The organism is Saccharomonospora azurea NA-128 (assembly GCF_000231055.2).
GTDB classification, from domain to species: Bacteria; Actinomycetota; Actinomycetes; order Mycobacteriales; family Pseudonocardiaceae; genus Saccharomonospora; species Saccharomonospora azurea.
Genome location: NZ_CM001466.1, coordinates 4491105 through 4504910, shown reverse-complemented (window position 1 = coordinate 4504910; position 13806 = coordinate 4491105). Strand labels below are relative to the sequence as shown.

Annotated in this window: 11 protein-coding genes; 7 read left to right on the top strand and 4 right to left on the bottom strand. The window is 70.3% G+C overall.

Annotation, left to right across the window (positions count from 1 at the left end; translation table 11 throughout):
• The coding region (locus SACAZDRAFT_RS20840; protein WP_040927839.1) for an SLC13 family permease at positions 1-421 on the bottom strand (421 nt) is incomplete at its 3' end.
• 143 nt (positions 422-564) lie between these two features.
• Here SACAZDRAFT_RS20840 and SACAZDRAFT_RS20835 point away from each other — a divergent pair.
• The 6 genes from SACAZDRAFT_RS20835 to SACAZDRAFT_RS20815 all read left to right on the top strand — a co-directional run bounded on the left by SACAZDRAFT_RS20835 (position 565) and on the right by SACAZDRAFT_RS20815 (position 7403).
• A complete protein-coding gene (locus SACAZDRAFT_RS20835; RefSeq protein ID WP_005444953.1) occupies positions 565-1494 on the top strand; it encodes a LysR family transcriptional regulator in 930 nt (309 codons plus the stop codon).
• Positions 1495-1643: 149 nt separating this feature from the next.
• Positions 1644-2003 (top strand): sialidase family protein, encoded by a 360-nt coding sequence (locus SACAZDRAFT_RS23955; RefSeq protein WP_232286314.1) that lies wholly within the window; start codon positions 1644-1646, stop codon positions 2001-2003.
• A complete protein-coding gene (locus SACAZDRAFT_RS20830; protein WP_232286313.1) occupies positions 1985-6232 on the top strand; it encodes a glycoside hydrolase domain-containing protein in 4248 nt (1415 codons plus the stop codon). Before SACAZDRAFT_RS23955 ends, SACAZDRAFT_RS20830 begins: the two co-directional genes overlap by 19 nt.
• A gap of 33 nt (positions 6233-6265) precedes the next feature.
• On the top strand, positions 6266-6883 hold the full coding sequence (locus SACAZDRAFT_RS20825) for an NUDIX hydrolase (RefSeq protein WP_005444951.1): 618 nt from the start codon (positions 6266-6268) through the stop codon (positions 6881-6883).
• The gene (locus tag SACAZDRAFT_RS20820; RefSeq protein ID WP_005447983.1) at positions 6883-7089 is read left to right on the top strand and encodes a hypothetical protein; all 207 of its coding nucleotides are present in this window, start codon (positions 6883-6885) and stop codon (positions 7087-7089) included. Before SACAZDRAFT_RS20825 ends, SACAZDRAFT_RS20820 begins: the two co-directional genes overlap by 1 nt.
• Positions 7086-7403, top strand: coding sequence for a hypothetical protein (locus SACAZDRAFT_RS20815; protein WP_005447984.1), 318 nt, complete (start codon positions 7086-7088; stop codon positions 7401-7403). The genes SACAZDRAFT_RS20820 and SACAZDRAFT_RS20815 overlap by 4 nt, the downstream gene beginning before the upstream one ends.
• Before the next feature lie 84 nt (positions 7404-7487).
• Here the strand turns inward: SACAZDRAFT_RS20815 and SACAZDRAFT_RS20810 are convergent, their stop codons facing one another.
• The gene (locus SACAZDRAFT_RS20810; RefSeq protein WP_005444947.1) at positions 7488-9014 is read right to left on the bottom strand and encodes an exo-alpha-sialidase; all 1527 of its coding nucleotides are present in this window, start codon (positions 9012-9014) and stop codon (positions 7488-7490) included.
• Between the two features lie 162 nt (positions 9015-9176).
• On the bottom strand, positions 9177-10289 hold the full coding sequence (locus SACAZDRAFT_RS20805) for a serine hydrolase domain-containing protein (RefSeq protein ID WP_005444945.1): 1113 nt from the start codon (positions 10287-10289) through the stop codon (positions 9177-9179).
• 310 nt (positions 10290-10599) lie between these two features.
• On the opposite strand from SACAZDRAFT_RS20805, the gene SACAZDRAFT_RS20800 reads away from it, so the two are divergent.
• Positions 10600-12675, top strand: coding sequence for an NACHT domain-containing protein (locus SACAZDRAFT_RS20800; RefSeq protein ID WP_005444943.1), 2076 nt, complete (start codon positions 10600-10602; stop codon positions 12673-12675).
• A gap of 49 nt (positions 12676-12724) precedes the next feature.
• On the opposite strand, the gene SACAZDRAFT_RS20795 is transcribed toward SACAZDRAFT_RS20800, so the two are convergent.
• Positions 12725-13786, bottom strand: a complete 1062-nt coding sequence (locus tag SACAZDRAFT_RS20795; RefSeq protein ID WP_005444941.1) for a zinc-dependent alcohol dehydrogenase — start codon at positions 13784-13786, stop codon at positions 12725-12727.
• Positions 13787-13806: the final 20 nt, after the last annotated feature.

Here is a 13806-nt window from a genome sequence, read left to right as displayed (position 1 = left end):
CGACGCACGTGGTGAGAACGAGCCTGCTCATGCCCAGCCGGTCGAACAGCGGCAGCATCGCCGGGATGGTGATCAGAAACGTCGTGGCTCCGGCGCCGTCCAGGTGTGCCGCGCACGCCAGCAGTGTGGTCGCCACGCACACCGTCACGGGCGCGTTCCCCGCGAGGGACACGATGCGGTCGATGATCGGGTCGAACATGCCCGCATCGCGCATAAGTCCGAAGTAGATGATCGCGAACACGAACATCGTGGTGACACCGACGACGCCGCCGAGCCCGTCGGAGACGAACCCGCCGATCTCCGCGGGAGAGAAGCCTGCGATCAGGCCACCGAGAATCGGGACACCCGCCAGTGCGACCACCGCGGCTACTCGGTTGCTCAGCAGCACAGCGAGGATCACGCCGATGGTCAGAAAACCCATCAGGGACAACATCGACCCAGACCTCTCCCTCGGCGACCCGGAGTGCGACTACGCCGGAGAAGTCCGGCAGCGCATCGTGGATCACGAGTGTGAGGCCAGGCACTATTCAAGTCCACCATCAGTTTCGGATAGATTGATGCGCTGTGGGCATAGACATCGGGATACGGCATCTGCGTGCCGTGGTCGCGGTCGCCGATGCGGGCGGCTACACCGGTGCGGCGCGGGAGCTGCACGTCGCCCAGTCCTCGATGAGTCGCACGGTGCTCGACGTGGAGCAACGCCTCGGGGTGAGCCTGTTCGAGCGCACGACTCGCCGGGTGGTGCCCACCGCGGACGGCGAACAGTTCCTGACCATCGCCCGTCGACTGCTCGCCGAGTTCGACACCGCCATGAACCACTTCGAGGGCTACCTGGCCGGGACCCGGGGCTCGGCGTCGATCGCCGCACTGCCGTCACTCGCCGCCACGATGGTGCCGCACGTCCTCGCGGTGTTCCGGGCGGCGCGGCCCGACGTCGCCGTGACCGTCCGCGATGGACTGTCACAGGACGTTCTCGACCACGTCACGCGCGGCAGCGCCGACATGGCGATCACGGTCGCCGCGACCGTGCCGCCCACCCTGCACGCCCGGCGCATCGCGGTCGACCGGTTCGTGTGCGTGTTCCCCCCGGGGCACCGGTTCGCCGATCGGGACGAACTCACCTGGACCGACCTCACCGGCGAGGACTTCGTCGCCTTCGACCCGACCAGCAGCATCCGCGCCTACGTCGACCGAACACTGTCCCGATGCGGTGTGCGACTCGGCCCGGTGACCCAGGCCCGCAACGTCGGCGCCGTCGCCGGACTCACCGCGTCGGGCCTCGGCGTCTCCGCCGTCCCCGGGCTCGTGCTGCCCATGATGAGGTTCGCCGACGTCGACTCCCGCCCCCTGGTCGAACCAGTCGTCGAACGCGACATCTGCCTCGTGCACGACCCCGCGCGGCCCCTCTCGCGAACCGCACTGGCCCTCATGGAACTGCTCGCGAACGCCCGCTCGCAGCGGCTGGGACTACCCGCCGGCGCGCGCTGGGTGTGAGGTGCCGCAGCACCCGCGACGACCTCCGCCCTCCCCGCGCATGCTCGGCCCTCCGACAATTGAATCTTGACATTCGACCCCGAGCGGATCACGGTAAATGTTGATCGTTTCACGGTAGAACCGATCAACTTCGAGCATCCGGGGGTCTGATGAACCGGTCCGTACTCGCGCTGACCACCGCGGCGACCCTGGCTTTGGGACTGCTGACTCCCGTTGCGGCAGCCGCCCCGGCGGAACCCGACCTGCCCGACCGGTCCGCGAGCTCGGCGACCCCCGCAACCGCGCCGACCGGGGTCACCACCTCCGGCGGACTCCCGGTGACCGACCTCGCCTCGCGCTACGAGGGCAGCCATCCCCGCTACCGCATTCCCGCGCTGACGACGCTGCCCAACGGGGATCTCCTGGCGGTGTACGACGGCCGTCCCACGATGGCCGACCTGCCGTCCAACATCGCGCTCCTCATGCGACGGAGCACCGACGGCGGCACGACGTGGGCCCCCAGCAGGTGATCCGCCAGGATCCGGCCCCGAACGGCTACGGCGACCCGAGCCTGCTCGTGGACCGCGAGACCGGGCGGGTCTTCGTGTTCTACGCCGCCTCGATCAACCGGGGCTACGGCGACTCCGAGACCGGCAACGACCCGTCGGACCCCGACATCCTCCATCCCGACTACAGCTACAGCGACGACAACGGCGAGACCTGGCAGCACCGCCGGATCACCGACCTGGTGAAGGACCCCGCCTGGGGCGGCATGTTCGCGGCGTCCGGCGAAGGCATCCAGTTGCGGCGGGGAGAGCACGCAGGCCGGCTGATCCAGCAGTACACGGTCCGCCACGACGGCCAGAACTACGCCGTCACCGCCTACAGCGACGACCACGGCGAGACCTGGCAGACCGGCGAACCAGTCGGCCCCGGGGCCGACGAGAACAAGACCGTCGAACTCTCCGACGGCCGGGTGCTGCTCAACAGCCGCGCGGCGCCGTACCGGCTGACGGCGGTGTCCGAGGACGGCGGCGAGACCTACACGCCCTTCGAGCAGGACACCGAACTCGTCGACCCGGCCAACAACGGGTCGATCATCCGCGCCTTCCCGGACGCCGAGCCGGACGACCCGCGAGCCCGGTGGCTGCTGTTCAGCAACACCGAGGACACCGGCATCCGGCGCAACCTCACGGTGAAGCTGTCGTGCGACGACGGCGAGACCTGGCCCGTGCGCAAGGTGGTCGAGCACGGCGCCGCCGCGTACTCGACGCTCACTCCGCTCGGTGACGGGGAGTACGGCCTGTTCTTCGAGCGCGAGGGTTACCGGCACCTGTCGTTCACGCGCTTCGACCTCGACTGGCTCGACGGCGTCTGTGCGCCGGTGACCGTCGAGGCCGACGGCGCGCTGCCCGCGGGCACGTCGTCGGAGCTGTCCGTGACGGTGACCAACCTGACCGACCGCACCCTGCCCGCCGGGAAGGTCGCCCTCGACGAGAAGGACGGATGGTCGGCGCGCCACGCGGTCGTGCCCGCTCTCCGGCCCGGACGCGCGCACACGGTGACTCTGCCCGTGACCCCGGCCGACGACGTCGCGGCCGGGGAGCACGAACTGTCCCTTCGCTACGCCGTCAAGGGCGAGAGCTCGTCGACGCGCGCGACCGTGTCCGTCGACAACCCGTCGCCCCCGCCGCGCGCCGACCTCGACGTCCTGCCCGTGCTCGACGCCGTCTACACGACCGGTGCCGACGGGCTGCTGGACGACAAGATCGCGCCGTGGATCCGGGTCACCAACACCGGCACCGTGCCCCTGACGTCCGTGCGGCTGACCGGTCCCGACAACGCGGCGAGCTGCGACCACGCGGACCCGCTCGCGCCCGGCGACTCCTACGTCTGCAAGTCGGTCCGGCACACGGTCACCGAAGCCGACCTGGCCGCCGGGGAATGGGCGCCCGAGTTCCGGGCCCGCGCCGACGGCCCCGACGGCGCGAGCGCCGACCGCACGGTCGCCATGGAGCCGGTCGACCTGACCCAGCCCGCACCGTCGGAGGCGACCACGTCGGTCTGGGTGCCGTCCGGTGCCTTCGAGGCGTCCTCGTTCGTGCGCGTGCCCCGCGTCGGCGACCAAGGTCAGCCACTCGCGGCCGATCACACGCTGCGCCTGCAAGTGCCGGTGGCGGGCCGCGCGTCGGCGCAGCTGGCGGTCACCGCCCCGCACGGCGCCGAGGATCTCCAGGTCACCGTGTCGAGACTGCGCGGGCCCGGACGCCCCCTCCCCCAGGACTCCGTCACCGTCCGCTATCCGCAATTCATCCCGGACGAGGTGCGCGGCGGCGTGGTGGCCGACCCGCTGCGCGAGGTCGACACCGTGGACGTCGGCAAGGGGCGCAACCAGGCGGCCTGGATCACGGTCGAGATCCCCGCAGGCACCGCTCCCGGCGCGTACACGGGCGACGTCGTCGTCCGCGACGCGAGCGGGGAGCTCGGTCGTTGGCCGCTGCGGGTCGACGTGCCCGACGTCGCCCTGCGGGACATGGAGGACCGGCCCTTCGTGCTGGATCTCTGGGCGCACCCGGACGCGGTGGCCGACCACCTCGGCGTCGAACCGTGGAGCGAGGGGCACTGGAAGGGCCTGCGCCCCTACCTGGAGGACCTCGCCGACCACGGACAGCGCGTCGTGGACGTCGCGATCACCGAGGATCCGTGGATGGTCCAGCACGAGGGCGAGTGGCGTCCGCAGACCTGGTCGCACTACCGCTCCACGGTCGAATGGCGCTGGGACGGCTCGGAGTTCACCTTCGACTACACCGCCTTCGACCGGTACGTCGAGGAGTCGCGCGAGGCGGGCATCGACGGTGCCATCCACGCCTTCGCGATGCTGCAGTTCCAGGGCTCGGAGCTCCTCCACTACACCGACACCCGCACCGGTGAGCGCGTCCGGGAGGAGGTGGGTCTCGGTGACGCCCGCTACCGCGAGGCGTGGACGGCGTTCCTGCGCGACTTCCGGGCCCACCTGGAGGAGAAGGGCTGGTTCGAGCAGACCCGCCTGGCCTTCGACGAGCGGCCTGCGGAGACGATGGAGGTCGCCTTCGACGTGATCGCCGACGCCGACCCGGCGTGGTCGGACAAGATCGCGCTGGCGGCCAACTCGCTCGCCGAAGCCGACATCTCGGAGTACGTCAGCTTCAACTACTCGTTCCTCGACGACGTGCCCGACGAGCTGATCCAGCGGCGACGTGCCGACGGCCAGCCCACCCTCTTCTACACCTACTACGAGCCGCAGACACCCAACACGGTGACCGCGTCGCCGCCCGTCTCGACTCGCGCACTCGGCTGGGTGGTCGAGCAGCGCGACCTCGACGGTTATCTGCGCTGGACGTACAACTCCTGGCCGGAGGACGTCTACCGCGATCCGAGCTTCCGCTACGGGCAGGGCGACGAGTACCTCGTCTATCCCGGTGCCGACGGCCCGGTGTCGTCGGTCCGCTGGGAGGTGTTCCGCGACGGTCAGGACGACGCCGAGGTGCTCGACCTGGCGCGCACCGAGCTGGGCGAGGACTCCGCGGTGCTGCGGGCGGCACTCGACGGCGTGGACGCCGACACGCCCGACGGACCGGCGGCGTGGGCGCAGCTGCTCCAGCAGCGGGCCGCCGTCACCGATGCCCTGGGCAGCGACGGCGCGCGGACCACGGTCGACGCGCCGGACGGCGTGGCCTACGGCTCGACGGCCGAGTTCGAGGTGACGGTGGCCGCGGCCGACGAGGCGCTGGACGACGTCGAGCTGACGCTTCCGGCCTGGCCGTCCGACGCGGTCGAGGTCGTCGCTCCGGAGACGACCGACGTGGCCGCCGGTGAGTCGAAGACCTGGCGCGTGCGGGTGGACGTGCCCGAGGAAGCGCGCAATCTGACGGTCGTCGCCGGGGACGTCGTCGCCGACGGCGAGCGGGTGGGCTCGTTCACCTGGGTGCCGACCGTGGAGGCGCCGGTGGCGGCCGACGGCCCGATCACCGTCGACCGTGCCGGCTCTCCCGACGCCACAGCGCCGGTGACCCTCTCGGTGCCCGTCCGCAACGCCTCGGTGGAACCGGCGACGGTGCGGCTGGATCTCACCGGTCTGGACTTCTGGCGCGTGGAGTCCTCCGACCTCGAAGCGGAGCTCCCACCACACTCGACGACGACGATGACCGTGCCGCTCCACCCCGACGGGCAGACCGGCTGGAGCACCGTCACCGCGAGCCTGTCCCTCGACGGCGAGCGGTTGTCCGAACCCGCGACGTTCGACCTCGTCTCCGGCGGTGTCCACGTCTCCGACGTGGCCTGGTCGGACGAGGTGAACGGGTGGGGCCCCATCGAGCGGGACCGTTCCAACGGCGAGGACGAGGCCGGTGACGGCACGACGTTGAGCATCGCCGGGCGGACCTACTCCAAGGGCATCGGCGCGCACGCGGTCTCCGGGCTCACCGTCGACCTCGGCGGAGGGTGCTCACAGCTGATCACCGACTACGGCATCGACGACGAGGTCGGCGGCGCCGCCCGGGTCGTGTTCGAGGTCGTCGGCGACGGCGAGGTGCTGTGGAACAGCGGTGCGGTGACACCGGCTTCCGGCCGCCAATACGTCGAGGTGGACGTCACCGACGTCGACGAGCTCCGGCTCGTGGTCCAGGACGGCGGCAACGGTGTGGGCCAGGACCACGCGGACTGGGCCGGTGCGTGGCTGGCCTGCGCGCACACTCCACCCGCTCTCGACGCGAAGGACTGAACGACCGAGCGTGGGCGGCGAGAGGGTGAACGCATGACGATCAGCGACTCCCACATCGCAGGCACACTCGCCGCCTACCTCCGGCGCCATCCGGCCGAAGCCGCGCAGCTGACCGTCCCCATGCGACTGCTGTCGGGCGGGAGCGGGTTCGCCTCCCGGAGGACCTTCCCGATGCACGCGACGGTCGGCGCGCTGCTGGTCCGCAACGGGACCGAGGTCCTCCTGGTCCAGCACCGCGCGTACGGGATCACGTTGCAGCCCGGTGGACATCTCGAATCGACCGACACCACACTGGTCGACGCCGCACTGCGCGAGTTGACGGAGGAAACCGGTGTCCACGCCGACACGGTGTTCCCGGCATCCACGGACCCCGTCTACGTCGAGTACGGTCCCGTCCCCGCACGGCCGGAGAAGAACGAACCGCCCCACTACCACCTCGACTTCGGTTATGCGTTCACCACCGCGCACGCGAAGGTGGGGCGTGTCCAGGAGTCCGAGGTGACGGGCGCGGGGTGGTATCCGCTCGCCACGGCGGAACGACTGGTCGGGCGGCGCATCGCACGCGCGACGAGCACCGGAGGCGATGCGAGATACTCTCGCCCTCGGCGCCCGGCAGACGACGATTCCCCGGCCGATCGCGAGTCGACCTGATGTCCGAACAAGCACCCGTCGGGTCCACGGGCGGCTACCGGCGACTCGCCTACGCCCGGCTCGACGTCTTCGCCGACTACAACAGCTTCACCATCCGCGACCCCGCCGTCGAGTTCGAACCGGGTGACGACTTCACCGACGACTCATCGCCGATGTCATCGCCCAGCACCACGGCGGCATCGGTGTCGGCACGGCCCGCCGCATGACCGTTCCCGTGACCTTCGAAGCCCGCACCGCCGAACCCGACCACGACCCGGAAGCCTGGGACCACATCGCCGAAGCCGGCCTGCACATCGACAGCGGCGCCGTCGTTCTGGTGGACTTCGCCGTCACCGACAGGACTCCCCGGATCCCGCTGCCACCAGGCGACTACCGCGTCCGCGTGTACTGCATCGGCTTCGACACCATCAGCGCCGACGGCCTCGATGGTCTCGACCGCTACTACGTCATCGCCTGGCCCGCGCCGCCCGCACCACCGGCCGTGTTGAAGCGCTACCCCCACCCCTTGCCGGGCGGCTGACCACGTCGGCGCACCCATCGCCTCGACACGGCCGTTCGAACGTCGCCCTGGCCGCATGGTGAACGAGCAGTGTGACGGTCGGCTTCACGCGTGCACGGTGAGGCGACGGCACGTGTGCGTTCCGCCGTCCGGGGCGTTGAGGACCACGCCGTGCAGGTGCGCGCGCCCGAACCGCGTCTGGTCGGCGCTGGTGAGGGTGTGGTCGATGACCGGTTCGTCGTCGAGGAAGCAGCGCACCAGCGGGCCGCGCACGTCGACGCGGTAGCGGTGCCACACGGTCGCGGCGGTGTCGCCGTAGACGCCGGCGAGCTTGGTGACGGTGCCGCCCTGCCGTTTGTACAGGCGCAGCACGGTTCCGCCCGACTCGGCGGTGAACCACAGGTAGTTCTGCGCGTCGACGGCGCGCACGACGACGCCGGTGCCGGACATGCCGGTCCAGCGCAGATCCGCGCTCACGGTGACATCGGCCGACCCGGTCGGCAGGACGGCGACGTCGGGGTTGCTGTCGGCGGTGGTGGAGACGAGCGCTCCGTCGCGCACGACCACGGAGCCGCGCAGGTTCCGCCAGCCCGGTGGCGGGCCGTCGGGCCGGTCGAACACCTCGGCGGCCAGCGTGGCGTCGTAGTCGGTGAGCACCGCGAGGGTGCCCGTGGGCACCCAGCCGAGCGGAGTCTGCCCGCCCGTGGACAGGTAGGTCAGCCGCAGCTCGGACTCCACCCCCTTCGAGTCCTCTGTGGACAGCGGGCAGAACAGCTGGCCGTCAACCGCGAGCGGGTGGGCGTAGGTCATCATGCCGCCCGGCGCGGCCCGGTGCACGATCCGCGGCGCCGACAGCACGTCACCGCGCAGGGACCGCATCGTCGCGTGCCCGTGCTCGCCGCGGTAGACGATGACCAACCGGTCGCCGTCCCAGCACGACGACGGGCGGCCGGTACCCGTGAACAGGCGGGTCGGTGTTCCCCACGTCGTGCCGCCGTCGCGCGACTGGACACCGCCCACGCCGTCCGCCCCGCCCCACCGGAAGGTGACGGCGAGCTCGTCCCCGCGCCGTGCCGCCCACGGCTCCTGGTAGGCGCGCGCGGTGCCCCGGACGAGCCGCTCCGACGTCCAGGTTCGCCCGTCGACGCTGGTGGCCGCCCAGACACTGTCGAACGTGTCGCCGGAGTGGCGACCGTAGTAGACCGCCAGCAACTGCCCGTCCGGACGCTCGACGAGCGGCGCACAGATGGCGGCCTGATGCAGGTCCGGGTCGATCCGGTACTCGGGTCCCCACGTCGCGCCCTGATCGTCGCTGCGGCGCACGAACGCCCCGTCGGCGCGGGATTCGCGCCTGCCCTTGAAGTACGTGAGCCACACGGTGCCGCCGATGTTCGCGACACACGGGTCACGCAGATCCACGGAATCCGCGAGCCCGCCGATCCGGGTCCAGGTCACGCCGAGGTCGTCGCTGACAGCGGCCTCGATCACGCCGTCGCGGGCGAGGTAGTGATCGCTGCCGCGACGCCACACGAGAAGCAGACGCCCGTCGTCGAGGCGCGCCACGGACGGAAACGCGAGGTGGCCGCGGGGCAGGTCCAGCGGCAGGGTGGGCAGGACAGGTCGGTAGCTCACGGGACTCCTCCTCGCCGCGGCGGCGGTCGATCACGTGCGTCGAACGCCGAAGGCGGGCACCCACGGCTGGGTGCCCGCCACACGACGCCCGGTGACGCGGGGCGGTCCGCGTCCCGATCAAGCATTCCCTACCGAGCGGGCTCGGGAAGGCTTATCGAGTCATCACTGCCCTTCGCAGAGGGCGGCGTCGACGACGTCGGCTTCCGACGGGTCGCTCGGCTGGATGAGACCGACGGTGTTGGTCAGGACCGAGGCGAAGCGACCGTCCTCGGTCACCATCGTGCGCGACGCATGTCCGGTCGCCAGTCGGCCGTTGTGCCCCCAGGCGACCCCGCCGCAGGTCAGCTCCTGCGCGAACAAGCCCAGCCCGTAGACGGAGTTCGGCGCGCCACGCATTTCGTCGAGCGCCGCCTCGGAGATCACGTCACCGTCGAGAAGCGCGCGGTAGAAGGTCGCCAGATCCTCGAAGGTGGAGGCCATCGCGCCGGCCGAACTCCACGCCGACAGCTCGATCCGGGTCGTCCAGTCGAGCCAGACGAAGGCTCCTCCCACCTTGAACCCCTGGTAGCCGTTCACATACGGCGCCGGGAGTTCCCGATCTCCGGGCGCGGGGAACGACGTGTCGGTCAGCCCGAGCGGTTCGATGATCCGCTCGGTGATCGCGTCCCCGACGCTCTGGCCGGTGAGGTCCTCGATCAGCATGCCCAGGACGAGGTAGCCGATGTTGGAGTAGTTGAGTGCCTCGCCGGGCGCGGACTGCGGGGCGTCGTCCATCGCCGAGGCCACCAAGGCGGCCAATTCGTACGTGCCGTCCGGGTTCGCGGCCGCGCCCGCGACGTCGCGCGGGAGTCCGGAGGTGTGGTTGAGCAGCTGCCGCACCGTGATGACGGTGCCGTCGAAGTTCACCGTCACCACACCCGGCAGGTACTGCTCGATCGGCGCGTCGAGGTCGACCCTGCCCTCGTCGAAGAGCTGGAGCACCACGGCCGCCGTGAACGTTTTCGTCTGGCTGGCGATCCGGAAGTGATCGGTCGCCGTGATCGGCCGATCCTCGAAGACCGTGGCGGTCCCGCTGGAGAGGGTCCAGCTCTCGGTGCTGTCGCCCGCGTGCACGGCGGCCCCCGGCCCCGTGTTGGCGTGGTAGGCGTCGAGCACCGCCTGCGTTTCCGCGTGGTCGTCGGCCGGTGTGGCCGTGGCGGGCGCGATGCCGGCGGTGGCGGCGAGCGCGACACCCCCGACGAGCGCGATCAGTCGCCGGCCTGTCGTCATCGTCATGCGAACATCTCCCCAGTCGTCTCGGCCCCTGTTGAGGCAACCCAACTCGAACACCGGCACACCCGGCCCGAGGTGACACCGATCCTCACGGCGCCGGGAGGGAAGCGGGAAGGCCACAGCGGCGGCCATTTGTGGCCGGTGCCGCTGACCAGGGTCGATGCCGTGCCCGCGTCGCGGAAAGGCCCAGCAGCTTGTGCTGCGTGACGAGCTCGCAGAAGCTCGTCCGCCATCGCCGACCTCCCCGCTTGGCCCTCGCCAACGGCGCACGTGCCGGATACGTTGTCTCCGGCGGTGTCCTGGGGAGTTGGTCGTGAGAGGTCGAGTCTGGTCTGGGCGCTCCGCACTGGGAGTCGGTGTCGGGATCACGGCGTTTCTCGTCAGCATCGTCGTTGCCACGGTGTGGTTGCTGAGCTTGACCGACGGCGACGACGGCGCGGGGATCGCGAACGTGTTGGCGCTGCCGCTGACGATGCTGCTCGGACTGCCACCGCTCATCTGGGGCTGGCGCGCCCGTCCCCGGGCCGACGATCCCCTTGTCCTCGCGAGGGAAGCACGCAGACTCCTGGACGTCGTCGCCACGACCGAGGCACGGACGCTGGCGACGTTGCTGGGCGACACCGGCCGTGCGCGTCCCGCCGACGTCGGTTTCGCTCAACCCGAGGCGGCGCAGGTGACATGGCGCACCGACGGCGGCACCGTGACCGGGTCACTGAACACCGTCACCGACTTCTACGACACCTTGGAGCTGGGTCGGCTTCTGGTCCTCGGAGCGGCTGGTTCCGGCAAGACGGTCCTCGTCCTGCAGCTGCTTCGCGACCTCGCCGACCGCGCTCGACCAGCACTCGAATCCGGTGGTCGGACGACGGTGCGGGTTCCCGTGCGGCTGAGTCTGCCGTCCTTCATCGCGCCGACGAGCACCGTCGACGCCGGCCTCCTCCGCGCTGCGCTCGACGACTGGATGACCAGGCAGCTCACCGTCCGTGGGACACCCAAGGCGATCGCCCGGGCTCTGGTCGACAACGGCTGGGTGCTGCCCATCCTCGACGGCCTCGACGAGATGGATCCCGACGACGGCGACGCACCCCGAGCACAGCAAGTACTGGCCGCGCTCAACGATCCCGTCGGGTCGGCACCCGGACCGGTCGTGCTGACCTGCCGTGCACACCGCTACGCGCGACTGGCGAGGAAATCCGGCGGAGTGCTGCAGGACGCGACCGCCGTCACCCTCCAGCCGTTGGACGCCGAGCAGGTGATTTCCTGGCTGGCATACCGCTTCCCCGACTCCACGCAGCAGGACGGCCTCCAGAAACGGTGGCGGCGCGTGGCGACCACACTGCGGAAACACCCGAGAGGCCGACTCGCCGCCTGCTTGACCACTCCCCTGCGGCTCTATCTCGCAACGGCGGTCTTTCAGAGCCCGGACACCAAGCCCGCCCGGATGTGCGAGATGGACGCGGACGAACTGGAGAAGTTCCTGTTCGCCCAGCTGGTTCCCGCACTCACCCGCCACCATCCTCGCGACGAGCACAGCCATTACCGGCCGGACGACGTCGGCCGCTGGCTCACGACCCTGGCCGACCATCTCGCCGTGATGGCGAAACGCGGCCAGTCAGGTGTGGACCTGTATCCGCTCCGCCTGTGGGGCACCAGCAAGAGTGCCACCCGCACCCGAAGCCATACCGCCGTTCTCTCGGGAACAGCCACCTTCTTCTGGGTCGACAATTCCCTCCTCGACTACGCGCTGACCTCAGGACTGATCGCCATCGTCGTCGGCATCGGGGTTTATCATGGCGAGCCCTGGAAGTCGGCCGGGAACATCGGTCGAGTCAACCTTCGCGCACTCGTGGTCGCCGTCCTGCTCAACGTTGCGTTCGTCGTCGCATACCACGGACTCGTCGCGTCCTACGACTATTTCTGGGTGCTGCTTCTCTGGATGGCGGTGCACGCCTTCCTGTTTTTCCTCGTGACGGATCCACAACACTCGATAGAGCGACCCAGCAGCGCGATCCGACTGCCACTCTGGACGGAATGCGTCAGTTCGTCGTTCTTCGTCTTCTTCTTGTATCTCAACTCGGCGTTGCAGAGCGACGACGGCCTGCTCTGGGAGACGTTCAGCCTGGCGACGTTACTCGATGCGGTGCCCCTTTGCGCGATAGGTGTCGTCGCCTTCCTCGGCGTGGACGGCACGGCTGCTCATTTCGTGAGCGCTCTACGGACGAAACGCGGAGACGAGCTTCCGCGACGCCTGGGACAATTCCTCGATTGGGCCTACCACGCCGGACTGCTGCGCATGTCCGGTACCGCGACACAATTTCGCCACCGAGAACTCCAGGACCACTTCACGACGGTCCGCACCAGGCGGACGGCTCGGCCCCGGCGACGATGAACCGCACCGCACCGGCCGGACGTGGCCCGGCTGGTGCGGTGCGGATCGCTCAGAGTGCGGGGCCGATCAGGACCTTGCCCTCCACCTTGCCGCCCGCGAGGCGGTCGAGTTCGTCGCCGAGACGGTGGAGAGGCACCGGGGTTTCCGCGAGTTCGGCGCCGAGAACGCCTTCGGCGAGGATGTCCAGGGCGGCGGGGATGTCGGTGTCGCACACGTGCGCGAGCGTGGAGTCCAGCGTGACTTCACGAAACACCAGGGAGTGCACGTCGAGCGCGGGCTTGTCCTTGGGGATGCCGACGGCGAGGACCCGGCCTCCGTCGGTGACCATCTGCAGGGCGGTGGGCAGCTGGTTGGGCGCCCCGCTGGCTTCGATCACCACGTCCGGCCTGGCGCCGTCGAGCACGTCGACGATCTCGGTGGCCACGTCCGGGGAGGCACCGAGGGTGCGGTCGGCGCCGAGCCGCACGGCACGGTCGAGCCTGCGGCCGGGGAAGTCGATGACGGTCGCGTCGACGTCGAACAGGTGCTTGAGGCCCGCCAGGACGAAGGAGCCGATCGCGCCGGCCCCGATGATCACGACCTTGTCGCCGTGCTGGGCGCCGGACCGTCGAGCGGCGTGGATGCCGACGGCCAGCGGCTGGGCGAGACCGGCGTGGTCGTAGGAGAGCTCGTCGGGCAGGGTGCGCAGCGTCTTCGTCGGTACCGCGACGTATTCGGCCATGCCGCCGTGGACGTTGAGGCCGAGCGTCCGGTAGTGCACGCACTGGTTGGTGCGCCCGGCCTTGCAACGGCGGCACTCGCCGCACCAGACTCCCGCGCCGCTGGCCACGCGGTCGCCCACGGCGAACCCTGCCTGGGGGTCGGCCTCGACGACCTCGCCGACGAACTCGTGCCCGAGGATCAGCGGGCCCTGGTGACCGCTGTTGGGGTGTCGCCGCTCGACGGGGAAGGTCTTCGGCCCGGCGGTCCACTCGGAGGCGTCGGTGCCGCAGATCCCGGAGCGCGTCACCTTGACGAGACACTCGCCCGGCGCCGGTCGGGGAATCGGGACTTCCTCGATGCGAATGTCACGGGCGCCGTAGTAGACCGCGGCGTTCATGGTGTCTGGCATGGGAGAAATCCTTCATCGTC

Bases quoted from the DNA above. Each gene is read 5' to 3' on its own strand.
- SACAZDRAFT_RS20805 (WP_005444945.1), bottom strand. From the start codon at position 10,289: ATGACGATGACGACAGGCCGGCGACTGATCGCGCTCGTCGGGGGTGTC.
- SACAZDRAFT_RS20820 (WP_005447983.1), top strand. From the start codon at position 6,883: ATGTCCGAACAAGCACCCGTCGGGTCCACGGGCGGCTACCGGCGACTC.
- SACAZDRAFT_RS20815 (WP_005447984.1), top strand. From the start codon at position 7,086: ATGACCGTTCCCGTGACCTTCGAAGCCCGCACCGCCGAACCCGACCAC.
- SACAZDRAFT_RS23955 (WP_232286314.1), top strand. From the start codon at position 1,644: ATGAACCGGTCCGTACTCGCGCTGACCACCGCGGCGACCCTGGCTTTG.
- SACAZDRAFT_RS20795 (WP_005444941.1), bottom strand. From the start codon at position 13,786: ATGCCAGACACCATGAACGCCGCGGTCTACTACGGCGCCCGTGACATT.
- SACAZDRAFT_RS20825 (WP_005444951.1), top strand. From the start codon at position 6,266: ATGACGATCAGCGACTCCCACATCGCAGGCACACTCGCCGCCTACCTC.